This is a genomic window from Parabacteroides sp. AF48-14 (assembly GCF_003477465.1).
GTDB lineage: Bacteria > Bacteroidota > Bacteroidia > Bacteroidales > Tannerellaceae > Parabacteroides > Parabacteroides acidifaciens.
Map to the genome: position 1 here is coordinate 1 of NZ_QUDI01000008.1, position 23,654 is coordinate 23,654.

Consider the following 23,654-nt stretch of genomic DNA (forward strand, 5'->3'; position numbering starts at 1 on the left):
ATAGTCTTTTATTATTCTCAAAAATCCATAAGTATATTCTGGATTGTTGTTCTTTCAAAAATCCATAAGTATATTCTGGATTGTTGTTCTTTCATTAAGGAAACTTAATATTTCCTTGAATGGCATATTATCAAGATTAAATACATTTAGAAGTTCATCTAATGATAACAAGTCAAACGATACAGCCCTTTTTCCAGAAATAAAACCTGAATTAATATTAAGAACAATTCCAACTTTCTCAAAATCTGTTTTGGCATCTATCAGAACAGAAGCCATCTTTTCAATTTTTGGCGAATTATAGAATAAATGAATACTTATATAGCCTATGCCATTAGTGAATTGAGGATTAACAGAGGAATTGATAAGAATCGTTTGCTTGAAATCTCCTACTTTACGATGAAAACACATCTTAGATTTGTTCCAGCTGTATCCATATTTAGATAAAGTTGAAATAAACCCTTGTTCTAATACATTTCTTATTGCTATTCGTAATTCTTCTGCTTTCATATTAAAAATCAAACTAATGTCTGGCAGCTAATCGACCTTTATGGGCAATTGAGGTGCGTGTTACTGATACATTCTTTTAATTCTTATATCCTTTCTAATTCATATAAAACTTCTTTCAGTAAGTCATATTCTTTATTATTCAAATCTCCATGCGCTAATAATCCGCAAAGATTAGAATATATCTTATCATAGATTTGTGGATCAGCATCATTCTGGAAGGAATGTATTAGTTTCTTATAAAACTCATTCCTACTTTCCGATAGCTCTGTCATTTGCTCCAATTTTCTAATAAGTTCTTTCGTATTCATTCTTATAGGTAATGTCTGGCGGATAATCGACCTTGAAAAGGTCGATTTATCCGTATGTTACTGACTTTTCTCTGAATTATTAAGTTCAACAAAAAATTGTACCATTCTATTGTATAATCTATCACGTAGCTGGTCTAATCTATTGTTTTCATCAATGCAAATGATACCATTTCTCATTAAAACCAAATCTGTAAATGATCCCATTCCACCAAATAGACCTTTAATTTCTCTTAGCCAATCCTTTGGGGAAGAAACATTGGCTGCATACAATCTTTTGAGAGTGATTATCCAACCAGTTTCACCCACAAATTCTAATAACTCTATTATTTCTAAAAGGATTTTTCTTAATTCTTTTTCCATATTTCCTTTTTATTTCTTCAGTCAGTAATGTTTGTTGGATAATCGACCTTTGGAAGATTAATCCGTATGTTATCGTTTATTTCAACTTAATTAGTTTTTCATATTGAAAAGAAACATCAAGAAGTTTATCTACTAATTCATCTCCAAGCCAACAATCTATTAGATATTTGCCATAACTTGGTGTAAACGAGTAAATATCTTTATCAATCGCATTAATCATATTTTCCAATTCTTTTTGTACATTATGTAATGCACCATCAGGAAGAGAAGTCTTCCTACATTCAAAAGGTTGCGCTAATATTCTTTTTACATCATCAAGTATATTCACACAACAACTTTTTACTGTTTCTTTTCTACTTACCATATTAAACGATAATGTTTGGCAGCGTTCCGCTTATTCAGTCGGTTTGCTGTTTGTTACTAACGTTTACACATCGAATAGAGATTTATTTTATCTTTGAACATCTGTTCCGATTCTTTATATCCTTGCATTTTATAATATTCAAGTAAAATATCCGGATGCTTATTCAGTAAATAATAATCTATTAAACAATTTGCAACATCAAGATAATCATGCGTTTTACAACGCTGCTTATATTCGTCTTCCGAGATTTCAAGTTCATTTAATATATAATCTCGCTCCGACTCATCTATAACAATTTCTTCGTTTTCCCACTCTAAAAGCACGTATTTGCAAAAAGCCCTAAAACTATCCGATAAAAGATAAGTATATAAATCTTTTATTGATAATTCTTGAAAGTTACACTTACAGAGCAAAGTATTACATTCGGAGATGTAATCTTCAAGGTTATCAATTCGTGCTTCCTCCCAAGAGTCATTTTCTTTACAGAAATAAAGTTGTGGCAACTCTTGTTGAATTGTTTGCCATAGTTCTTTCAATTCTTTACTTTGAAGTAGTCTTTCAATTTCTATTCGATTTACCATATTTTTTGCAAGTTAGTAATGTATTTCAGCTAACTGCATTTAGCTGTTAAGTTGATTGTTACCAACATTTATTTTTTCAATTCTCCCAATAAGCATATATTGGCTATGTGATATTAAATATTCTTCATTTTTTTCTTCGTATTTATTTTCTAAACACAAAGCACCACCGACAATAACATCAACATTCGTTTCTAAATCAAAATATTCTTTTTCATATCTGGGTTTCAAAATTAGAATACAACTTTTTTGTCCATTAAAATCTAAAAAACTATCAGATTTGAAAAGAAGAAATGTAGGAGAAAGTTGCTTTATTACTATACCATGAAGAATATTACTACCATTATGATTGAAACCCCACGGTTCATCTACTGTTAGTTTGTACTTGACCATATTTATTAATTTTCTTTAGTTGGTAATGGGTTGGCAGATAAACAGCCTTAAATGTTTTATCTGTTTGTTATCATCAATTTAATAAAATTCAACTATACAGTCCGATAAAGTGTAACTTCGTCCATTAGACAATTCAATATTGTCATTGTTGATTTTTCCCGTCAATAAATTCAACATACTTGCTCCTTGCGTTATTTGTTTTCTCCAACCTAATATATCAGAGTGGTATTCTACTGCATAAAACTTATTGCCATCAGGTGTTGTAATACAACAACCTTCTTCTGAAACTCCTCCACCTTTAGGTAATGAAGGCTGAACAAATCTTGTTACTTTGTCGAAATTTGAAGTTACTTTTTTGAAATTTGAGGATGGCTCACCTTGAATATATAGAAATTCAATACCATACATCTTTTCATAACCCGGTATGTTATTCATATCTTTCATTATTTATCTTTTGATGATAATGTCCGGCAGCGTGCCGCTTGTTCAGTCGGTTTGCTGTTTGTTATCATTGTTAAAGAATCTTCTTACATCATAATTTGCGATAGTTCTTGCCAATGATTTAGGAGATACTCCATTGTTGTTCTCTATATCGGGATTAGCTCCATTTTTCAAAAGGTGTTCGATAAAAAAGCCATCTCCCTTGTATTGCATAACAGCTTCCCATAAAGGAGTATTACCATTTGCATTTTGCATATCTATATCTGCATTATGATTCAGGAGTAATTCAAAAATACCTTTCAACTGATATTGAACAGAAAGATATAATGCAGTGCGTCCGTCTTTCCTTTTTTCATTTATATCCAACCCTTTTTTTACAAATTCGGGTATAATTACACCTGCGGGATGTACGATACTCTTGTAATTCATTATATAGTAATGAAGTAGATTACTCCCATATTTATCTTTACTATTTATGTCATAATCTATTAGAGCTTGTATAAACCTGTTTGAGTCATCACTCAATAATTCAAGTTTCATATCTTCTATTGTTCTCATTTCTTTGATTCTAATGTAAACAACGATAATGTCCGGCGGATAATCGACCTTTCTGGGGAGATTGATCCGCTTGTTATCTGCCACTATTCACTTTGATAAGTTTCAACTACATACAAATCAACGTTAGGATAATCGTTTGAAACTTTGTTCAAAACAGCTTTTACATCATCCCATTTTAATCCTCCTAATCCAGCACCGATTGCAGGTAAGGCTATTGCCGTTACATTATCACCACTGGCTAACTCAAGCATCTGTATCAGTGCCTTTTCGATATACTCTATTTTAGCTCGTGTTCGCCACGTTGCTTGAGTGCCAAGATTATATATATGCCCGTTGCCATAATCATAATCAAATACATCTCCGGGGCAAAACTTGTTTTCTTTACACAATAGCTTATATTCAAGATACATATCTGGATATTTGTCTTTGAACTGCACGGCAATGCCTTTACCCATTGCACCGGCGCAATTACATCCGTGCGCATAACTACTTACACCCTCAATGCGGAATATGTCGCCTTTCTCAATATACCTAATCATTGTTTTTTCTTTTTTATTGTTATTTTATTCTGGCAGATAATGTCCGGCAGATAAACCACCTTAAATGTTTCATCTGTTTGTTAGCAACCTCTTTTTGTTTTATAGATTATTTCAGAATATCCATTTGGAAATGATTTGGTGATGGAGTCTAAAGCCCCATCGTCCTGATATTGGAATATGTGAACCAAGCCTCCAGCGTTTTCCCCCTCTTCATTATACTGTTTGATTTCAATATGTGTCAAGACATTTCCATCATAGATGTAACTCTCTTCACGGCTACCATAATTACCACAAAGTAGCAACCGATTCAGCTTTCCATCCTTGAAAAAGTAATGACATACATTCATCAGATGTTTGCCATTATCATAGAGAATACTTTTCACAAGATTGTCAGTATAAAATAGGAAGGTGTGATAGAATTGATTTTCAATCGAACAACCAGCCTTTACTTCAATTATTTTTGCTTGATCATTAAATCCATATATACAAAGATTTTTGCTACTTTTTATTGTATCATGACGTTTTACAGGCTTCCCTTGTTTGAAACCATTACGCTGATAAGAGAATGGGGTAAGTTCATAAAACTCACTTTTATAATATTCATTTCTTACGACCTCTTTTTCAATTTGTTGCCTTATAAGTTCAAAGTCGTTTTTATATGCTTCAAATTCAGCTTTTAACCTTTCGTTCATCATATATTTTTGTTATTTAGGTTGCTAATGGGTTGGAAAGGAACGCCGTTTAGGAGTTAGCTTTCCTTGTTATCAATTTTATATTCTTCATATTCAAGAAACGCAGTATCAACATCTCCTTCTAACAGGTAGTAGAAACAATCTTGTATTATATCAATCCATTCAATAATTTGCTTTTGCTGTTCTTGTGAGACAAAATTAGCCCCGACAATCCATCTCCTGCCTAAATGTATAATGCTATACACATCACTTATTAGGGTTTGATTGATTGTCGGCTTCATAAAATCATCCGCAAGAACTTTAAGACATTCCATTATCTCCATAAAATTACACTCATATAGTTTTCCTCGAAATGGACGAAGTAAGCCAAGAAAGCCATTTTCCCATTTCTCATTTTCTATATCATTGTTTCTACAAGAATGAAAACTTAATAAAATATATGCTTCTTCTTTTGTCATTGCGTTTCTGTTTAATTGTTGATAATGTTTGGTGGCTAACCGACCTTTTCAGGGGAGGTTGAGCCGCTTGTTATCGTCGGCTTGAAATATTATATTCAGGAATCATTTCCGGAATTTTCATTTTCTCATACTGCTCTATTTTAGGTTTATTTCCTTCAAATTTAATTCCTCGCAAATCACAACTGATAAATCTTGTTCTTGTAAAATTGCAATTATAGAATTTTGAGGCTCTAAACTCTACATTTTTAAATTCAGCACCGGTGAAATCACAATTATAAAATTTTGTCCGCCTGCCACCATATTCATATCCATATGTTGTAATACCAAATTTAGCATCAATAAAGCAACAATTCTCAAAAATGGCATCATTAGCATTAATTACCAACTTAGATTTTCGAAAATTACATTCTTTGAAAATTGATTTATCCATTAAACAACCGTCAAATTTCGTTCTGAAAAAATCAACATTGTACAAAGAACTTTCAACAACAGAACAAGAAAGAAATGAATAAGACATGTTGATTGTTTCAAATTTTGATTGTTTCAAGTATGCTTTACGCAACTGAATAACTGATGATTTGCAACTAAGTTCTATACCCGATAGATCTAAGTTTGACATTTCGATGTTGCTTTGGGTAAATTGCTCTAAAACAGGGCTAATTTGCTCCAGAAATATTGGATCAGACCATTTTTCTTTAATCTTATTCATTTCCTTCTATTTACTTGACGATAATGGGATGCAGCTAACTGCGTTTAGCAGTTTAGGTGATTGTTACCAATGTTTTCTAAAATTAATTGATGAATCCTTTCTGACAAATTCCATTGTAGTGAGACAAATTTTTGTTTCATTGGTAGATCAGAGAACGAACCAATGCCTGAAAGTGAGGCATCAATTTCATGGAGATTTTGATAAAATGATTCGCAATCTTCTTCGCCTTCTTTTATTAGTTTCAACTTATTCTCATACCAAACCGCTTGTTTATGCCAACCTGTTTGATGTAGTAATTCTATCATTTTCTCCAATTCATCAATTAATTTATTTCTCATTTTTAATTTTATATTATTGGTAATGTTCGGCAGCTAATCGCCATTTTGGGCGATTAAGGTGTATGTTAGCATCACTTCTAATAAAAGAATCACATATCAGCTAATTTCCACTTTACTTCAGAAGCTGATACATCATCATCAATATATGCTTGCAAATAAGCAGCTAAATCTTTATATCGACTTTCACCGTTGCAATCATATACCCATAATTCCGGTTCTTCTGTACCGTCAAACCATATTAGGCAAATCATTTCATAGCCATTATCGCTTGCTGCAAAAATGGAAATTCTGTTTGGCGCAAATAGTCCAGTAGCATGGTCTTCCCAATAATCCTTTGAAGCTTTTATGTCGCGAACAATTCCTATCAACCGTTCATCCTTTTCATCTTCATTCCATAGACTTTCCATTTCTTTTGTATCAAGCCAATCTCCATGTGTCGCATTAATCCATTTACCAAATGCCCCATACCTGATTTTCAACATAGGAGAGACATTTCTATAAACTCCTTTTTCAAGGGTAGGCACTCCCTTATGAAAGTCGATAGCTTGGCTTATTTGAACCTTACCTTCTAAATCAATGACTTCATCAAGCAATTCTTTTATTGTTTTCATTCTTTTTTATTTGATGCTAATGTTTGGTGGATAATCGACCGTTAGGGTGATTTATCCGTTTGTTATCGGTTTATTCATTTTATTTATATCCATAAATAACAAATGTATGTTCGTCTTCTTTCTCAAACGGTATATGATACTGATGAAGAATGTCCAGCAATATGTCTGATTTATCTATGATTTCGGGATTTACTAATCTTCCTTTGTAAATTTCAAACAAAGGTTGAATAGCCATCCATTCTATATTAAAGAATGGTGGCGGAGCGTATTCCCAATTTTCATATATAAGTTCCCAATCCCCTAAATAAGTCGGTACTTTCCCAAATACAGGAGAATGCTCAATCTCATCGGTCAATAATTGAACACTGTATGCAGGTTCAAATTCTGCTGTGGATAAAATTGCGGTTTGTAGTTTTAGCCATTTCGTATCATTCATTACAGAAGATAGCCGCTTTCGTCTAACTATCAGTTCTACTTCATCTTTCTGCTTTGAGTAGTTAGAATCGACAAATCCTTTATATTGATTGTAAATTGTATTTATATCATATATCTCCATACATTTGTTTATTTTGAATTACCGATAATGTTCGGCAGCGTTCCACTTATTCAGTCGGTTTGCTGTTTGTTATTGACCTTCTTTTCTAAATATTCAATTTTCCATTCTCTTGCTTTTTCGTTAGGTACATTGCATAATTCATATATTTCATACCATCCATCTTTACCCATTTCAACAAAACTGCAATCATAACCGGTATAGAGTTCCTTTGCATAATCTTCAGTTGAATTGAAATGTTCAAAAGAAAGAAAATTAAACGTTTCTTTTCGCCACTGATTATGATTGTATTCATCAATAATAAAATTCAATGGCTTATTCCCATAATTCATTTCTACATATTTATCAAGTGATACGAAGTATAACAAGATATGTAGTGAACCATTTATTCTAATGACATCAATACCATTATTGCCTAAATATTGATTATGGACTTTTCTTATACACTTATGCAAGTCATTGATTAAAATATTAGATTCAATCAATAACTCAAAAGTTATATTATTATTTATGTCCTTTATTTTAATAATCATTTTGCTTTTTAGGTCGATAACATGTAATTATCAGCGGTTTTCGCTGTTATTTTCTTATTTAACTATCTCATTATCACCTTCAAGAATATCATCCAATGGAGTGCGGATGCTGCTCTTGAAAGTGTCGGCTATATGCACGTACATTTCCGTCGTTTTCAGTTGGTTGTGCCCCAACAGCTCTTTTACGATTTTCAAGTCCGTGCCTTGCTCGATCAGATGCGTGGCGAACGAGTGTCGCAACAGGTGGGGGTACACCCGCTTGGTGATTCCGGCTTCCTTCGCCGCCTCTTTCAGCTTCTTCGACACGATGCTCTCCGTGAACGGCTCGCCCTTGTACCGCTCGAACAGCCATTCCTGCGGCTTGTACAGCTTGGCGTACTCGGTCAGCTTCCTGACAAGGGGCTTCGACAGCAGCGTGTAGCGGTCTTTCCTCCCTTTGCCCTGCCGTACCCGTATCAGCGAACGGCTCACGTTGATGTCGTGGGGCTTCAAGTCCAGCAGCTCGCTGATTCTCAACCCGGCGGAGTAGAGCAACGAGAACATGCAGAACAGCCGGATGTCCGGACCGGTTGCGTCAAGGATGGATTTTATCTCCTCCTTGCTCAGCACGTCGGGCAGCGTCCGTTCCCGTTTGGCTCGCTTTACCTCGTAACATTTCCGTTCCTGTCCCAGCACCTTCTCGAAATAAAACTTGATCGAGTTGATGCGCAAGTTCTGTTGGCACGACGAGATCCTCCGTGTGTCAATCAGGTGTACGATGTAGGCGTTGATTTCTTCCGGTCGGATGTAGCGAAGGTTTCTTCCCGCAAAGTATTGCTGGAACTCCCTGAAATAGACAGTGTACGCACGGACGGTATGCTCGCTGTACCGCAGTTGCCGCAGCGTCTCGGCATAGCCGGGCGGGATGGCGGGGCTGGTTTTCCCGCTCTTCTTGGGCAAGGTGTTTTTCAGGGCGGAGTAATTGATATACGCCGTTTCCACATGGCGGTCGAAAAAGCCGGACAGGTCGAAGCCTTCTTCCGGCAGGTAGGCTCTGTCCCCCTCGAACCGCACGCCCTTCTCTTTCGACAGCGACAGCCGGATGGCATCGTCCTCGTCGAACTCCACTTCCACGTATTTCTGCCCGTCACGGATGGCAGGTGAAAGCGTTATTCTCGGTTTGCTCTGATAAACTTTCATACGCATCGCATGGGTGGCAATGACAGACCGTGTCCCTCATTACCCATATTTTACAAATATAGAGAAAACAACGAATTATCGCCGTTTTCCGGAGGAGAAAAATGCGTGTGGGGCATGATTTTTTTGTATTTTTCACAGGAAAGGGCTGCGACAAACCTGCGAACCGGACGACAAGTGCGGACAGCCCGCCCCGGACTTGCACGTTCCCCGTGTTTCTCCCTCTATATTTACGCCCGGTTTCACTTGAGAACCAATAGTATTCACCATTTAAAAACATTAGATTATGGACGAACGACCGGACAGCAGCCAGCAGTTGATGGACATCCTGCTCGTCATGGACGAGAAAGGCACGCTCCAAGCCGTCAGCGGAGTAAAGGACGGCGAGTTACAGACCAAGAACCCGCTGGAGGACAACAACGACCTCCTGCGGGTGGATCGCCACGGCGATATGTTTTCGAATTTCTTTTCCAACCTCTGGAACCAGTTGAAAGACCCGACCCGCTTCCACTTCTTCCGTGTGCCGGAAGAGGAGGTGCAGCGGGTAGCCGCCGATTTCCGGCAACGGGAGAGCCAGTCCGTCAAGACGGGCGAGCCGCTCGTTGCGCAGTACGAGGTGCAGCCGCCCGTGCAGGCGCAGCAGCAGACCCAAGCCGGGCAGCAGCAACAGCCGGAGGGTGCGCCGCAGCAGTCCGCCGGGCAGACCGAACAGAACCCGCAGTACAAGTACCGCCCGGAGGACATCGACTGGAACAGCCTCGCCGCCCTCGGCGTGCAGCGGGAGCAGATCGAGGGCAACGGGATGCTCGACCAGATGCTCCGGGGCTTCCAGACCGACAAGACCGTCCGGGTGCATTTCCACTTCGACGGCATCTCGCACAGCAACGACAGCCAGCTCTCGCTCAAGCCCGGCACGGACGGCAGGCTGACCGTGTGCAGCCACGGCATCCTCGACCCGGAGAAGATGCAGAAGCAGTTCTTCGGCTACGACATCACCGACTCCGACAAGCAGGTGCTCCGGCAGACGGGCAACATGGGGCATCCGGCGACTGTCACCAACCGGGCGGGCGAGCAGGTCGAAGCCCTTGTCAGCCGCAACCTCAAGACCAACGAGCTGGTCGCCTTCCCGCTCTCCAAGGTCAATATCCCGGCGGAGAAGAACGGGCATACCTTCACCCCGGACGAGATAGCCCGGCTCAAACAGGGCGAGGCGGTGGTCTGCCAGTTCCTTTCCAGAGCCAAGGAGGGGGAGCAGCCCAAGCTCTACCCGGCACCCGTGCAGTTCAGCGCAGCCAAGATGCAGCTCGAATTTCTCTTCGGCGACCGGGGCAGGCTGGCGATGGATGCGTACAAGGCGAACCTGAAACAGACCGCCAATCAGGAGGTGCCGAAGACCTTCCGCAAGCAGGAGCTTACCGAGAAGTCCCGCCTCGAACTCGAAGCCGGGGGAACGGTCAAGGTCTCCGGCTTGGTGGACAAGAAAGGAAAAGCCTACCAAGGCTACATCACATGGAAGCCCGGCGAGAAGCCCGCCTTCATGTTCCCCAAGGACTACAAGGCGGCGCTCGAAGAGGGGCGTGTCAAGCCCGCCGTGGAGAACGAGGTGCAGGTGGCGGTCAATTCCGAGGGCAAGACCGTCGAGGCGACCCGCAACCTGAAAGAAGCCCTGCAATCCGCACAGCAGCGACCCACCGGGGAGCAGAAACAGCAGCAGGAGCGCAGGCAGGAGCAGAAAGAGGACCGGAAACAGGCACAGAAGCAGGAACAGCCCGACAAGCCCAAGCGCAGCCGGGGTGTCCGCCGATGATTTCCCCCGCCATTCTGTAAATGAATTACCCGGTTATCCCGTCCGAGCGACGGGATAACTTTTGTCAAACCGTTAAAAATTAAAGAAATATGATTACAGCAGTCATCGCTGAAAAGCCTTCCGTAGCGAAGGATATAGCAAACGTGTTGAATGTCCGGGAGCGGCACGATGGCTACCTCTCAGGTAACGGCTACCTCGTTACCTGGGCGTTCGGCCATCTCGTCCAGCTCGCCATGCCCGAAGCATACGGCTACACGGGCTTCCGGCGTGAGAACCTGCCCATTCTGCCGCAGGAGTTCAAGTACATTCCCCGCCAGATACGGGAGGGCAAGGAGTACAAGCCCGACCCCGGCGTGCTCAAACAGTTGAAGGTCATCAAGGAGGTTTTCGACCGTTCCGACCGTATCGTCGTGGCGACCGACGCCGGGCGTGAAGGCGAAGCCATTCATCGGTACATCTACAATTACCTTGGCTGCCGCAAACCCTGCCTGCGCCTCTGGATCTCCTCGCTGACCGACCGTGCCATCCGGGAGGGGCTGGATAACCTCAAGCCCGGCAGCGACTACGACAACCTCTACCGTGCCGCCGAAGCCCGTGCCATCGCCGACTGGGAGATTGGATTGAATGCGACTCAAGCGCTTTCCATCGCCGCCGGGCAGGGCATCTACTCCCTCGGACGGGTGCAGACGCCCACCTTGATGATGATCTGCTCCCGTTATCTGGAGAACAGGGATTTCACCCCGCAGACCTATTTCCGGCTGAAGATCACGGCGGAAAAGGACGGCACGCCCTTCGCCGCCATCTCTGAATTGCGTTACGAAACCCTTCCGGTGGCAAACGCCGCCCTCGCCGCTGTAACCGCAACGGGGACGGTGCAGGTTGCCGACGTGCAGCGCAGGGAGGTGAGCCAAGAGCCTCCCTTGCTCTACGACCTGACCGCCTTGCAGAAAGAGGCGAACGGCAGGTACGGCTTCTCGGCGGACAAGACCCTCTCCGTCGCCCAGTCGCTTTACGAGAAGAAGGTGTTGAGCTACCCCCGTACCGGCTCCCGCTACCTCTCGGAGGATGTGTTCGACGAGATACCCGACCGCATCGCCCTGCTGGAGCGGTACCCGGCTTTCTCCACCCATGCCGCCGCCCTGAAAGGGGCTTCGCTCAACCGCCGCAGCGTGGATGCGGGGAAAGTTACCGACCACCATGCGCTCATCATCACCGAGTGTCTGCCCGGCGAGCTGTCCGCCGACGAGCGCACGGTGTACGACATGGTAGCCGCCCGCCTGCTCGAAGCCTTCTCCGCCCGTTGCCTCAAGGACGTTACCACCGTCTCTTTCACGGCGGGGAACAGCGTGTTCACCGCCAAGGGGACGGTCGTCAGGTCCGCCGGATGGCGTGCCGTACGGAACGAGCGGGACGAGGACGACGAGGGAACAGCCGCTTTGCCGCCCTTGCAGCCCGGCGAGGCTTTCCCCCTGCAATCGGCGGAGTGCGTGGAGAAACAGACCAAGCCCCGTCCCCTGCACACCGAGAGCAGCCTGCTTTCGGCGATGGAGCATTGCGGCAGGGAGTTGCGGGACGACGAGCTGCGGGACAGCCTGAAAGGGAACGGTATCGGCACGCCCGCCACCCGTGCCTCCATCATCGAGACCCTCTTTGCCCGTGACTACGTGCGCCGGGAGAAGAAGAGCCTCGTGCCGACCGACAAGGGGCTTGCCGTGTATCAGATAGTGAAGGACAAGCGCATCGCCGATGTCGAGATGACCGGGCAGTGGGAGACCGCCCTCGCCAAGATCGAGAGCGGGGAGATGAATCCCGACACCTTCCGCAAGGGCATCGAGGTCTATGCCGCCCAGATTACCGAAGAACTCCTGCAAGTGCAGGTATCGGTGGCGGACGGCGGACATATCCCGTGTCCCAAGTGCCGTTCCGGTCGCATCCTCCTTTACCCGAGGTCGCCAAGTGCAGCAACGTCGATTGCCCCCTGACCGTCTTCCGCAACAAAGGGGAGAAGCAGCTCACCGACAGCCAGATTGCCGACCTTGTAACCAAAGGCAAAACATCCCTTATCAAAGGCTTCAGGAGCAGGGACGGCAAGCCCTTCGATGCGTACCTCACCTTCGACAAGGACTTCCGCATCGTGTACGGGTTCCCGCCCCGCACGGACAAGCCCAAAGGAAAGGAGCGCAGGCGATGAACGGCATCGGTTGGATCACCGTGGCGGAAGCCGCCCGGCTCTGCGGCACGGACGAGCTGCGCATCACCCTCTGGATGAACGGCAACCACATCGCCTACGCCCGTTTCGACGGCATCCTGATGATCGACGGCGCATCCCTTGCCGCTCTGTTCAGCCGCAACCGGGTCGCCACCATCTACGAGGACGTGGCGCAACAGCGGGGCAAGCCCGGCAGACCGGGCAGGCTCCGCCGCCTGCTCGATACCCCGCTCGACACCTTCGGCTTGTCGCAGCGCATCGTCCGGGCGTGCCGGGAGCTGGGCGTCTTCACCGTGGAGCACCTGCTCGTCCACCTCCGCCGCTTCCGCTTCTCCCGCCTGTACTGTGTCCGCAACTTCGGCAGCGGATCGGCAGCCGAGACCCTCCGGCGGCTCCGGCAGGACGGCTTGACAGACGGCGGCAGCCACGGGATTTCAAGGTCTTGTACCCGTAATCCCGGCAATATTCACTATCTTTGCCAGCCGATTATATAAGAAGGCGGATTTGTCTTTCCCATAACCGACTGGCAAATACTCGAAAGGATTTCGAACCTATTCTGTTCATAATATGAAGCGTTCCATTTCCCTTTAAACAGCCTTTTTACAACTCAAAAAGGGTTAAATGCTTGAATTTGTGGACATATATTCGAAAAATATTGTATTTTTGTACCCGAAAATAGGACGACAATGGCTAAAAAGCACTCATTATCTGTTGAAAACATAGATCAGGTTGCTATTGATTTTATAGCGACAAAACCTTCATATTCAATCAAAATAACAGATTGCCAAGAAGGTAAATTAAAAAAAATAGCAATAACTCATAATAAGGAAACTGGTATCTTAAACTGTTTTATTAATGGCGGGCAAGTTTCTTATAGTACGCAAGGAAAAGCACATTTAAAAGGAATATGTGAAGAATGTTGGAACGTTATCCTTCAAAATACTTCAATTCCTTGCCCTGATAAGAAAAGCTTTACGGCAAAAGGAATAAGTGAAGAAGATTTTGATGCTTTTATAGATGTATTATCGGAAAGTGATGAAATCGAAATAACTACGGTCAATACAGATAACAATCCTGCTATCAGGAACCAATATCATTTAAAGGGGAAATATGATGCCAAGGTATCTATTATTTTTTATAATAATGGGACTTTATTTTTACAGGGAGCTGTAACAGCTTTTTATATTGAGCTTATTACAGAAATAATGGAGACAATATCTTCTGTTCCAACCGAAGTAATGGAAGACTTCTTGGCTATTCAACCTTTAGTAGGATGTGTGATAGAAAAAGATTTGAATAAGCATTTCACGAAAACTGAAAACATTGAAGGAAGTATTCTTGAAGATTTTCTGAAAACATCTATTGCTCTTGCTAACTCCGGTGTTGTGGTTGATGATTACGGGTGTTATACATTCGGTATAATGAAGGCTTTGGATGGCTTGATTAGCAAAAGACTCTTGGAAGACGCACCGGATTTTAAAGATTATGGTACATATTTTGAGAGAGGTAAAGATGGAAACTACCATTTTTTGGAGAATGTGGGAACTTACAATGGTAATCCCTCGTTAAAAAGAGCATTGGAAAAGGCGTATGACTTTTATAACAAGAATCGGCATACAACTTTCCATATTGATCGCAGGAACTTAGAAACAAGCAGAACCTTATATTATGATGAAGCGGTGAACATAATAAAGGATGGACTTGTTATTATAAATGACTTATGTACTAATTGGTAAAGAAATGAAGACAAAAGATTATCAAATAATCTCTTTAGGAGAACGAAGTTTTTTAGTAGTAGTTCTGTCATTGGAAATGACGGATTACTATTGGACTGCTCTCCAATCAGAATTGGCAAAATATAATGTTGCCGATGCTGAAGTTTATTTTGATTTTCTATACCGTAACGGATTAAAAAATAGATTTTTCAAAACTAAGCTCATGGGAGTTAGTCTATTGAATAATTCTTTGAGAAAATGTAAAGCTACACAAGAGTGTATTAGTGCTTCTGATAAATTCTTTACTTTGCATAAGGATGTGATTGAACATAGCGTATTATCGTCTATTCAAAAAACATTCTTTAGAAAGAAATTAGACAGAACTAATATTCTTCCGACAAATGTACTTTAACATTATAAAGGAATTAATATATTAGAACAAAAGGTGCATCAATGATGCACCTTTTGTTTATACTTCAAATTTAGGCATCAGCAAGACCTAAATTCAACATATCTTTGTCATTCCAACTATTTCCGTTATCTTTGCATCAGTAGAACCTGCCAAGCCTCTTGATAATGCTCAAATCGGCGGGTCGTTTTTTTATAACCCGTCATCCTTTCCTGAATGACCCAAGCCACTTTTCAGTGGCTTTTTGCATTTCATGGGCATACCCTTCCGTACACCGTCCGGATTTTCCCGTCCTCCAATACCTTGCTCGACCGCACGATCCACGTCCTGCCGTCGTTCAGCCCGCACTCCAGTGCCTTCTCGCCGCCACCGACCAGCACCGGCACGGTTATCACCACGATTTCGTCCGCCAGCCCGTTATCCAAGAGCAAAGCCCCGGTTTCCGCTCCGTAAGCCGTTACCGTCCCTTCGCCGTCCGCTTTTATTCTCCGCAGTTCCGCTGCCGCATCCCCTGTAACAAACCGCACCCGTTCCTTCTCCGTCAGGTCAATACAGCCGTCCGTCACGACCAAAGTCTCTTTTGCCGTGAGCGGCCAGCCCAGATGGTTCAGGTAAATGCGCAGGTAGGTTTCCTCGTCGATCAGCACGCAGCCGGAGGCGTCCACCGCCGCATCGAAATACTTGTCCGATCTGACCGGACAACCGTCAATGGATTGGTACACGTGCAAGGTAATCTGTTTCATATCAATGTGTTTTTAAGGATTATGTCCGCCTCGCACCCAAAAGAACAGCGTGAACTCACGCTATTCCGAAGTAAAGGTACTGGTATTACCCGATAAGCAGAATAGGCAAGCCCACGCCGTATAAGCATACAGCATGAACATTGCGCCATTCGTCTTGCTTATCAAAAATTACCAGTTTTTTACTTCAAGACGTTCAGCGAACGTACAATATGTATATCAATCCCCGCCTGCTTCCAAGCCGGGCATGAATCTTCTATGTCACGACAGCGACCGTGCCCGAGAGCACCGCCTTCTGTCTTCGTGCGAACAAAGATAATGAAACTTCCCGAATAACAAAACAATAGCCCCGCCTAATCTCACGATCCGGCAGGGCTTCATCCACCAAAAGCACCGTCAGAAAAATGTCATTCTCACGGGAACAACCCCCTTTTCCTGCGCCTTTCCTCTTTCCGGGCTTCCTTCTCCTTGCGTTTCGCAGCCCGTTCCTCCACGTCGGCGAAACGGGTGCGGATGAACTCGTGCACGTCCTTCGTGCGGTAGAACACCTTGCCGCTGATGGTGAAGTACGGCAACACCCCGATGGCACGGTAGCGTTGCAGCGTGCGGATGCCCACCTTCAGCAGCAGGCACAGGTCTTGGTTGTCCAGCACCTCCTCGCCGTCGAGCGTGTTGTTCTTCTTCAGCACCCTTTCCAGCAATTTCTCCGTCCGGTCGAAGCGTTCCATGATGCGCTCCATCCAGCCCTCAAACTCTTCCCTGTCCGTGTACATAGCAGTCGCCCTCCTTTTCGATGATTTCCTTTTCCCGCATATAGCGGATGTAGCCTTTCGCCGTCCGTTCCTTCACTTCCAGCATCTCCTGTATCAGCTCGCACAGTTCGATGTAGCCGTACTTCTCCTGCCGGGCGAACGCCTCCCGTGCCATCTCCGCCAGCTCCTTCTCCTTGCGCTTCTCTTTCTCCGCCCTCGGCTTCTCGCCACATAGACGGGCATCCCGGCTTGCTTGTCCCATCTGAACTGCATCAGCGGAATGTCCAGCGGGCTGCCGTCCCTGACCTTCAACGCCTTCACCACCGACACCTCCGGGTTCTCGTCCTTCTCGATGGAGAGGATGGCGGCGGACTTGCGTTGCAGCTCGCTGCCGAGGTGTCCCCGCAGCTTCAGTCCGTTCGGCACGAAATGCACCACGGCGGCGATACACGTGCGGTAGATTCCCGCCAGCCGGTAGATCTCGTCAATCAGCGCCACGCTCTCCGCCTCGTCGTTGGCGCAGCGGATCAGGTCCGCCACCCCGTCGATGACGACCAGATGGATGCCCCCGTACAGGTAGTGGTACCGGTCCATGCTCTGCACGATGGCGGTCAACCGCTCGCTTCTCGACATCCCCGTCAGGCAGTACACGTGCAGATACTCCGGCATCCGCTCACGCCCGGCACGGCGCAGCAGCCGCCCCGTGTTCTTGTGGAGCTGTTGCTCGCTCTGTTCCGTGTCGTAGAGCAGCACCGCACGCCCCTTGCGGTTCGGTTCCACCCGCACCCCCAAGAGATCGGCGTCCGTCTCCCGTTCCATGATCGCCCCGGCGACCAGTGCGGCGGTGTAGTTGCTCTTGCCCGTCCCTTCACCGCCCGTGATGCAGAGGATGTTCTCTTCCGAGCCTAACGGCACGTCCCCGGCGGTAACGATGGCGACCGCCTGTTCGGGCGGGTGGTCATAGTCGATCTCGCACGATTTCAGCATCGCCAGCGTGTCCCCGTACAGCGTGTCGAGCAGTTTCAGGAACAGCCCCATCAGCTCCTCCCTCGTGTGCCCGGCTTTGAAGTAGTCCGTCACGTCCTTCTCCGCCTTCGTCCCCGACAATGGCAGCACCAGCCGTTTCACCCCGTACTCCGCCAGTTGCGCACGGTGCTTCTCCGAGCATTCCAGCCCCGTCTTGTCCGTGTCGTACAGCAGCACGATGTGCTTGAAGCGATAGACCAGCTTGCGCACGGTCTTCGCCGGGATGACCGAGGTCTCCGAGTTGAAGCAGATGGCGTGGAAGCCGTGCGCCGCCAGCGTCAGCACGTCCTTCTCGCCGCCCGTGAGGAAGAGCAGGTCGCCCTTCGAGGGCAGTTGCTCCAGCCCGAAGCAGTAGTTGTCGCCCGTGTGCCCGCCATAGACGAAGCGCACCTCCGACATCGGGCGATAGACCTTCACGCCCCATTTCCCCCTGTACCCGAACATCGGTTCCGCCGGGGTGGAACTGAAGCCGAACGCCTTGCCCTCCCTCGTCTCGCCCCGGTACTCGGCGAGCGATACCGTCCCGTAGCGGCGCAGCACCTCCACGGTGATGCCCGATGCGCCCCAGTAGACAAGCTCCCCCTCGGTGAAGGGCTTCTCCGCCGCCCGGTAGGGCTTCGGTTCGGGACGGTCGGCGGACACAGCCGCCTCTTCCGTGTCCGTTCCGGCTTCCCCGGCACCGCCGCCCCTTGCGCCCGGCACGAGCCGCAATCTCCGACAGCCCCCGGTTCCCACCGTCCCGTCGGTCGGGCTGTCCCCGTCCAGTCCGAGGCACAGCTCCCGGTCGATGGTGTGCAGCACCTCCACGAAGTCGGCGGCGTTCCGGCAGTCCAGCCCTTTCAGCTTCGCCACGAGGAAGAAGCAGTCTCCCGAATAGTCCCCGTTGCCGAAGTCCTTCATCCGGTACGTACCGCTCCGGCGGTCGTAATACACGTTGCACGAAGCCTTGCTGTCGGCGTACAGCGGGTTCAGGAAGTTCCTGCCCACCCGCCACTTCACGGGCAGGTAGTGGCGGAACACGTCCAGCCCGTTACTGGTTCTTGCCAGCACTTCTTCCTTTCTTACCATAGCTTCCGTTTTTTCGGTTATGCAGGGGATGTTCCGCTATCATCCGGTCGATCTTGGCGGCGGGCGTCTCCACCATCCACCGCTCACGCAGGCTCTCGACAGCCTGCCGGGGATAGCGTATCTGCCGCCCGATCATCGAATAGGGGACGATGTTCTTCTGGCGGTAGCGTTGCAGGGTGCGGTGGCTGATGTCCAGCGCCTCGCACACCTCCTTGTGCGTCATCCACTTCGGGTCGGCTTTCCGTCCCTTGGTCACAGGGCTTTCCGCTTCCTCTTTCCGTTTGCGCTCCGTTTCCTCCCGGTTCCGGGATTCCTCCACGTAGGCGGTTATCTTCTCGATCTTCTCCACGAGCAGGCGGTAGGCGTTGCTCTCGATGGTCATTATTTCCATTGTCGTACTCATTTTTAGGTTTCTGCCGCAAATGTCGCCCGATTCGCCGGTTTTTCCTGCCACTATACCGGCACCTTGGCAAAGATTTTTTTTCGGGGCGCATTTTCGCCCTTGCCGCCGTTCCGGGCGGTAAAAAGGACCGAGACGGGGTAAAAAAGAGCGTCCGGAAGGCTCTTTCCAGCCCTTCGGACGCTCCCTTCCCGTGTCCTGCCGTCTCTGCCGCCCCGTTGCCAACTTGCTACCGGCTATCCATGTCCCGCATCTTTTTCAGCAGCCTCTCCTTCATCTCGTCCAAGAACGCCGTCGGGTTCTGTTGCCCCCGCAGCCTGCCGAAAGCGTGGTACACGTTGCCCAGATCCACGTGGAAATGCTTCTCGAACAGCGCAGCCAGCTCGCCGATCTCGGCGTTGCCCTCGTCCACGCTTCCCGTCACGTGTATGCCATAGACGAGCAGTATGGCGGCAACCTTCGTGTTCGTCCAGCGGTGTTCCTTCTCCGGCACGGCTTCCGTCTCCGTCCCCTGCGCCGCACGCTCCATCCGGCGGCTCAAGTGTACCAGCAGCATCTCCACCGAGATCAGCCGTGCCGCCAGTATGTCGTAGCCCGTGGAGAACTCCGCCTCCTCGTCCAGCACGAAGCTGCCGCTCTCGGGGCTTAGCTCGCCCTTCGCCCGCAGGAAATAGTAGCTGTCCCGGTACGTCGCCCCGCTGTGATAATACTGGTAAAAGGGCAGGTAGCGTTCCATCATCCGCTCGGCACGCTCCATCGCCTTGCGGTAGTACGGTTCGGCGACACGCAGGCAGGCGGGGCAGCCGCTCTCTATCTGGTACACCCGGTAATAGTACAGCAGCCTGCCCGTCAGGGCGGGTTTGTAATACTTGAAGTAGAGGATCTCCTTCGCGTCCCCGGCGAACGGATGGGCGAGGGCGTACTCCTTCAGTTCCCGGTTCTTGCCTTTCAGGTACGAGACCATCTCACGGCAGACGCCTATCACCTCCTTGCCGTCCATGCCGGGGGCTGTGGTCGCCATGCGCTGATCCACCTCCTTCAGCAGCCCGTTAAAATATTCTTCCATATAAATCTTGTTTCATGTTGTTTATAAGGGCGCAAAGTTAGCGGACGGCAGGGAAACGGACGTTCTGAATCCTCACCGCCGGATTCGGATTGTCCGCCAATCGGCCCCGGACGGTCGGTTTTTCACGGCAGGGCTGGAAAAGGGAGGCTAAACTGTACGGGCGCACCGGGCGATTTCACGGATTTCGGCAGGAGTAGCCTTCAGGTGCTTCTTGCAGAAGTCCCACAGGTAGCTCGGAGTGGCGAAGCCGCACACGTCGGCAATCTCTTGAAGGGGCATGTCCGTGTCCGCCAGCAGGGAGGTTACGTGCGCTTTCCGCTGTTCCGTCAGCCAGCGGTGCGGAGTGGTGTTCAGCTCCTCCTTGAAACGCCGTCCCAGCGTATTGACCGACATGGCGCATTCCCGTGCCAGTTCCTCCACGTTCTTCACCTTGGGCAGAGCCAGTGCGATTTCTTCCCGGAACGAGCAGCCCCGCAGGTGCGGCAGGTACTTTTCCACCTCCTGCAAGTCCGCCTTGCCGAACATCGGCGGTATGCCCTTGCGGTACTCGGACGCCCGTTCACGGCGGAAGCGGAACAGCAGTCCCGCCAGACGGTTGCAGAGCACGTTCAGGTGCGGGTATTCGTCGTAGGCGTTGATGCTTGCCTGCATCCGGCAGAGGAACAGGAATCCTCTGCAGTCCTTCTCCCGGAAATACGCCTCCGCCGTTTCCAGCAGGAAGTCTGACGAGCTTCCGTGGCGGTGATAGGCGACCAGTATCAGCAGCCCGGCTTCCTCCTTTACCCGGCACGAAAGTACGGGGCAGTGTTCCCGCAGCAGCTCCACCAGCCGCACCATCCGTCCGTTCTCCCGTGCGAGCCGTTCCGCCGCAATCCATGTCACCGGACGCTCCGCATCCGTTTGCGGCAATACCCTGCGTACCTTTTCCATCCATTCCCGCCATCCCTCCCGGACGGCTTCATTCATTAGAATTAGTGTAAGATTCTGTTTCATTTTGTTTCAACACGATATTAAATAATACAAATCTTACACGAAATTACAAATTGTTTGCAATAGATGTCCTGCCGACACCCCGTATCGGTCACGATATTTCCTTGAATTACAGATTCGGATTTTGCTCCATAGGTTCGGATATTCAGTCGTGAAAAAACAGAAAGGCTGTACCGGTTCCACCCGCAGAACGGCATGACAGTAAGCAGGGGGAGCCGGAAGAAAGTCATTCGCCGGTTGGTGAGTGCGTCTTTTCAACGGGATATTTGCCGTCCCGTATCTCCTGCAACCTTTCGATCAGTGGTTGCTCCTTGGAATGGTTCTTTTGTTCGGCTATAATGAAGAACGATGCAAAACTGCCGATAACATACAGCCAGAACAGGCATTGACCGAGCAATTTCCGGTATTCGCCCACTGTCTCGTACTTCGCCTGCATCGCTTTCAGCTTCGCAGGACGGTAATACAGCTTTCTGGCAATCCAGATAAAAGGAGCGAGCGTCGCTGCGGCGAACAGATAGGCAACCGGGTTGAACCTGCTCCATTCCACCTTGTCCGTCAGGGAAGAGAACCAGCCCGTCAGCATATCCCATCCCCATGCCTCGAACAAAAGATGGAGAGCCATCAGGTTAAGAAGCCACAGGATTGCCATCGTCCACGTGGCATTGGAGATAACCGCCTTGTCTTTCCTTGCACGTTTGTTCTTGCTCCAGAAGTAATACATCCAGTATGCCGGTTCCTTGAACATAGCTTCCTCCTTTCCTTGTTTTCCGCTTGCTTATCCCGTTACGAAGAACAGCAACAGGGCGCATCCCGTTGCGGCGGCAACGATCAGCCCCAGCCAGAAACGGTAACTCCTTTCACCCAGCGTACCCAGCCAGAAATTCCCTTCCCAACTTCCCGGACGGGAGTACGTCCACCGCCATCCGCAGACAATCCCCACAAGCCACAGCAGCAGGATTCCCGCCACGATCAGGTAGCCGTACCTCGGATGCGCCTGCAACCACTCCGGCAGACCCTCCATAAACTCGCTTATCTTATCGAACCATTCCATAGCAATAACAGAAAAAGCCAAATTCATACCTTACGGACGAACCGTTATACATCAAAGCAAAAATAGTGAAAAGTCCAATCACTCAAAAAGTTTCACCGCAAAAATCTTTTCCGTTTGGAAGAAATACGTTTTATTTGCACCTATATAGCCGCAACGTATGAAGAAAGCCTCCCCACATAAAAGAACCAGTCGGCCGAAGCTCCCCGGATTCTTCGACCACCTCTTTTATTGGACGTGGCGCAGTTGTCGGCACGGCTTCCCGGATCGTAGTTTTGCGGTCATCAGTGTGGTCCAGTTCGCCTGCCTCCTGTTTCCTGTCGCCATCGCTTTACAGTTCTTGGGCACTCCGGCTGTCCGCTTCCTTTACGAAACAGACGACCGCCTTACGCTTTTCCCGCTGATACTGCCGTTCCCCGTATTGCTCTGGAGGAATATGCGCATCTATACCGAGGAGCGTTACCGCATGATGCACGACTATTACGGGGCGTTCCATGTATCGGTACGGCAACGCTATCGCCTCCGTTTCCTTGTCTGCACGGTGCTTGCAGTCCTTGCCATCCTGCTTGAAATACGGCTGTTCACCCTTTATCATGACCGCTGCACGGCCATATCCTCCGGCAACAGCCATCCCGCAAGCCTCTATGTCCCGTACCGGTATGACAACGGCAACGACCCCGTGCAGGAAGGCGTTTACCGCATCGTCGATGAAAAAGGGCGTATCGGATATGCGGACGAGCATGGCAATACCCTCGTAGAACCACGCTTCGCTTTTGGCTTTCCTTTCGAGAACGGGAAGGCGAAAGTAACCGACACGGGAGAACTGGAAGAAGCTCCCGGTTCGGATGGGGAATACCACTATTGGGAAAGCGATGATTGGTATTACATCGACCGCAAAGGGCAAAGGATTGAATAAAAGCCCCAAGACTGCCCTAAGCCCGACATTCCAGCCACCCCACCTGCCAAGCCCTTGCAGGGCAAACACGAAGCCGCCAAGCCCTATCGGAACATCCCGTTCATCCCACCTTTCCCCCGAAACAAACACCAAAACTCAAAACCAACTCATTTACAGAAACTTAAAAGAATATCGGTGCAAGCCGCAAAACAGCCCTGTGTGGCTGGTGCAAGGTGCAGCTATATATATAAATATAGCTGCACCTTGCACCACAGAAATACACACTGAAAATCAATACTTTACACTTCTGGTAAAACCACGGGTGCAACCTCGTTTTTTGCACCGCCTCCTGATTTTATGCTTTTCCTGTAATCCGGTAATCCCGAAAAATAAAAAATCCCCGAAACATTT

28 protein-coding genes and 3 pseudogenes are annotated in these 23,654 nt (G+C 47.6%); 6 read left to right on the forward strand and 25 right to left on the reverse strand.

The window, feature by feature from the left end; translation table 11 throughout:
* Positions 1-54: 54 nt before the first annotated feature.
* The 17 genes from DW083_RS05205 to DW083_RS05285 form a co-directional block, all read right to left on the reverse strand.
* Complete coding sequence (locus DW083_RS05205) at positions 55-507, reverse strand: hypothetical protein (protein ID WP_147382089.1); 453 nt, start codon at positions 505-507, stop codon at positions 55-57.
* Positions 508-590: 83 nt separating this feature from the next.
* Entirely contained in the window at positions 591-815 is a 225-nt protein-coding gene (locus DW083_RS05210; protein WP_029427360.1) for a hypothetical protein, read from the reverse strand.
* Positions 816-872: 57 nt separating this feature from the next.
* Positions 873-1,175, reverse strand: a complete 303-nt coding sequence (locus DW083_RS05215) for a hypothetical protein (protein WP_118032936.1) — start codon at positions 1,173-1,175, stop codon at positions 873-875.
* Between the two features lie 76 nt (positions 1,176-1,251).
* Positions 1,252-1,539 (reverse strand): hypothetical protein, encoded by a 288-nt coding sequence (locus DW083_RS05220; RefSeq protein WP_233527273.1) that lies wholly within the window; start codon positions 1,537-1,539, stop codon positions 1,252-1,254.
* Positions 1,540-1,595: 56 nt separating this feature from the next.
* Positions 1,596-2,120, reverse strand: a complete 525-nt coding sequence (locus DW083_RS05225) for a hypothetical protein (RefSeq protein WP_118032937.1) — start codon at positions 2,118-2,120, stop codon at positions 1,596-1,598.
* 39 nt (positions 2,121-2,159) lie between these two features.
* A complete protein-coding gene (locus tag DW083_RS05230; protein WP_048317449.1) occupies positions 2,160-2,510 on the reverse strand; it encodes a hypothetical protein in 351 nt (116 codons plus the stop codon).
* A gap of 78 nt (positions 2,511-2,588) precedes the next feature.
* The gene (locus tag DW083_RS05235; RefSeq protein WP_118032938.1) at positions 2,589-2,954 is read right to left on the reverse strand and encodes a hypothetical protein; all 366 of its coding nucleotides are present in this window, start codon (positions 2,952-2,954) and stop codon (positions 2,589-2,591) included.
* A gap of 42 nt (positions 2,955-2,996) precedes the next feature.
* Positions 2,997-3,509, reverse strand: a complete 513-nt coding sequence (locus DW083_RS05240) for an ankyrin repeat domain-containing protein (protein ID WP_007558978.1) — start codon at positions 3,507-3,509, stop codon at positions 2,997-2,999.
* Positions 3,510-3,592: 83 nt separating this feature from the next.
* Complete coding sequence (locus DW083_RS05245; RefSeq protein ID WP_029427323.1) at positions 3,593-4,048, reverse strand: macro domain-containing protein; 456 nt, start codon at positions 4,046-4,048, stop codon at positions 3,593-3,595.
* A gap of 80 nt (positions 4,049-4,128) precedes the next feature.
* Positions 4,129-4,743 carry a hypothetical protein gene (locus DW083_RS05250; RefSeq protein WP_118033024.1) on the reverse strand — a complete coding sequence of 205 codons (615 nt, stop codon included), beginning with the start codon at positions 4,741-4,743 and terminating at the stop codon, positions 4,129-4,131.
* Between the two features lie 53 nt (positions 4,744-4,796).
* Positions 4,797-5,198: a hypothetical protein gene (locus tag DW083_RS05255; protein WP_009126119.1), complete on the reverse strand. Its 402-nt coding sequence runs from the start codon at positions 5,196-5,198 to the stop codon at positions 4,797-4,799.
* A gap of 70 nt (positions 5,199-5,268) precedes the next feature.
* Entirely contained in the window at positions 5,269-5,907 is a 639-nt protein-coding gene (locus tag DW083_RS05260; RefSeq protein WP_199487941.1) for a pentapeptide repeat-containing protein, read from the reverse strand.
* 44 nt (positions 5,908-5,951) lie between these two features.
* Positions 5,952-6,245 (reverse strand): hypothetical protein, encoded by a 294-nt coding sequence (locus tag DW083_RS05265; protein ID WP_008620111.1) that lies wholly within the window; start codon positions 6,243-6,245, stop codon positions 5,952-5,954.
* A gap of 89 nt (positions 6,246-6,334) precedes the next feature.
* A complete protein-coding gene (locus tag DW083_RS05270) occupies positions 6,335-6,856 on the reverse strand; it encodes a hypothetical protein (protein WP_117685424.1) in 522 nt (173 codons plus the stop codon).
* Positions 6,857-6,935: 79 nt separating this feature from the next.
* Positions 6,936-7,412, reverse strand: a complete 477-nt coding sequence (locus DW083_RS05275; protein ID WP_122331680.1) for a DUF6678 family protein — start codon at positions 7,410-7,412, stop codon at positions 6,936-6,938.
* 50 nt (positions 7,413-7,462) lie between these two features.
* Positions 7,463-7,942: a hypothetical protein gene (locus DW083_RS05280; RefSeq protein ID WP_122331681.1), complete on the reverse strand. Its 480-nt coding sequence runs from the start codon at positions 7,940-7,942 to the stop codon at positions 7,463-7,465.
* A 54-nt stretch (positions 7,943-7,996) separates the two neighbouring features.
* Positions 7,997-9,127 (reverse strand): tyrosine-type recombinase/integrase, encoded by a 1,131-nt coding sequence (locus DW083_RS05285; RefSeq protein WP_172884490.1) that lies wholly within the window; start codon positions 9,125-9,127, stop codon positions 7,997-7,999.
* Positions 9,128-9,404: 277 nt separating this feature from the next.
* Here DW083_RS05285 and DW083_RS05290 point away from each other — a divergent pair, with 277 nt between their 5' ends.
* From DW083_RS05290 to DW083_RS05310, 5 genes and pseudogenes are all read left to right on the forward strand, one after another.
* Positions 9,405-10,925 carry a DUF4099 domain-containing protein gene (locus DW083_RS05290; RefSeq protein ID WP_008627643.1) on the forward strand — a complete coding sequence of 507 codons (1,521 nt, stop codon included), beginning with the start codon at positions 9,405-9,407 and terminating at the stop codon, positions 10,923-10,925.
* A gap of 89 nt (positions 10,926-11,014) precedes the next feature.
* Positions 11,015-13,116 (forward strand): annotated as a pseudogene (topB, locus tag DW083_RS05295) (DNA topoisomerase III).
* Positions 13,113-13,588, forward strand: a pseudogene (locus DW083_RS05300) (DNA-binding protein). The pseudogenes topB and DW083_RS05300 overlap by 4 nt, the downstream one beginning before the upstream one ends.
* Positions 13,589-13,820: 232 nt before the next feature.
* Complete coding sequence (locus DW083_RS05305) at positions 13,821-14,870, forward strand: type II toxin-antitoxin system RnlA family toxin (protein WP_004327332.1); 1,050 nt, start codon at positions 13,821-13,823, stop codon at positions 14,868-14,870.
* Between the two features lie 4 nt (positions 14,871-14,874).
* Positions 14,875-15,261, forward strand: a complete 387-nt coding sequence (locus tag DW083_RS05310; protein WP_004327330.1) for a type II toxin-antitoxin system RnlB family antitoxin — start codon at positions 14,875-14,877, stop codon at positions 15,259-15,261.
* Positions 15,262-15,509: 248 nt separating this feature from the next.
* Here DW083_RS05310 and DW083_RS05315 read toward each other — a convergent pair whose 3' ends face one another.
* From DW083_RS05315 to DW083_RS05350, 8 genes and pseudogenes are all read right to left on the reverse strand, one after another.
* The gene (locus tag DW083_RS05315) at positions 15,510-16,001 is read right to left on the reverse strand and encodes a dihydrofolate reductase family protein (RefSeq protein WP_029427375.1); all 492 of its coding nucleotides are present in this window, start codon (positions 15,999-16,001) and stop codon (positions 15,510-15,512) included.
* 410 nt (positions 16,002-16,411) lie between these two features.
* Complete coding sequence (locus tag DW083_RS05320; protein WP_004327328.1) at positions 16,412-16,771, reverse strand: helix-turn-helix domain-containing protein; 360 nt, start codon at positions 16,769-16,771, stop codon at positions 16,412-16,414.
* Positions 16,746-18,844 (reverse strand): annotated as a pseudogene (locus DW083_RS05325) (AAA family ATPase). The gene DW083_RS05320 and the pseudogene DW083_RS05325 overlap by 26 nt, the downstream one beginning before the upstream one ends.
* A complete protein-coding gene (locus DW083_RS05330) occupies positions 18,807-19,235 on the reverse strand; it encodes a helix-turn-helix domain-containing protein (RefSeq protein WP_032581435.1) in 429 nt (142 codons plus the stop codon). The pseudogene DW083_RS05325 and the gene DW083_RS05330 overlap by 38 nt, the downstream one beginning before the upstream one ends.
* 238 nt (positions 19,236-19,473) lie before the next feature.
* On the reverse strand, positions 19,474-20,310 hold the full coding sequence (locus tag DW083_RS05335) for an RteC domain-containing protein (RefSeq protein ID WP_004327325.1): 837 nt from the start codon (positions 20,308-20,310) through the stop codon (positions 19,474-19,476).
* A gap of 147 nt (positions 20,311-20,457) precedes the next feature.
* A complete protein-coding gene (locus tag DW083_RS05340) occupies positions 20,458-21,303 on the reverse strand; it encodes an AraC family transcriptional regulator (protein WP_009040051.1) in 846 nt (281 codons plus the stop codon).
* A 223-nt stretch (positions 21,304-21,526) separates the two neighbouring features.
* Entirely contained in the window at positions 21,527-22,045 is a 519-nt protein-coding gene (locus DW083_RS05345) for a hypothetical protein (RefSeq protein ID WP_008627612.1), read from the reverse strand.
* A gap of 30 nt (positions 22,046-22,075) precedes the next feature.
* Positions 22,076-22,378, reverse strand: coding sequence for an immunity 17 family protein (locus DW083_RS05350; RefSeq protein WP_008627610.1), 303 nt, complete (start codon positions 22,376-22,378; stop codon positions 22,076-22,078).
* A 130-nt stretch (positions 22,379-22,508) separates the two neighbouring features.
* Between DW083_RS05350 and DW083_RS05355 the strand changes: the two genes are divergently transcribed.
* Positions 22,509-23,264, forward strand: a complete 756-nt coding sequence (locus DW083_RS05355; protein ID WP_008627608.1) for a WG repeat-containing protein — start codon at positions 22,509-22,511, stop codon at positions 23,262-23,264.
* Positions 23,265-23,654 lie beyond the last annotated feature (390 nt).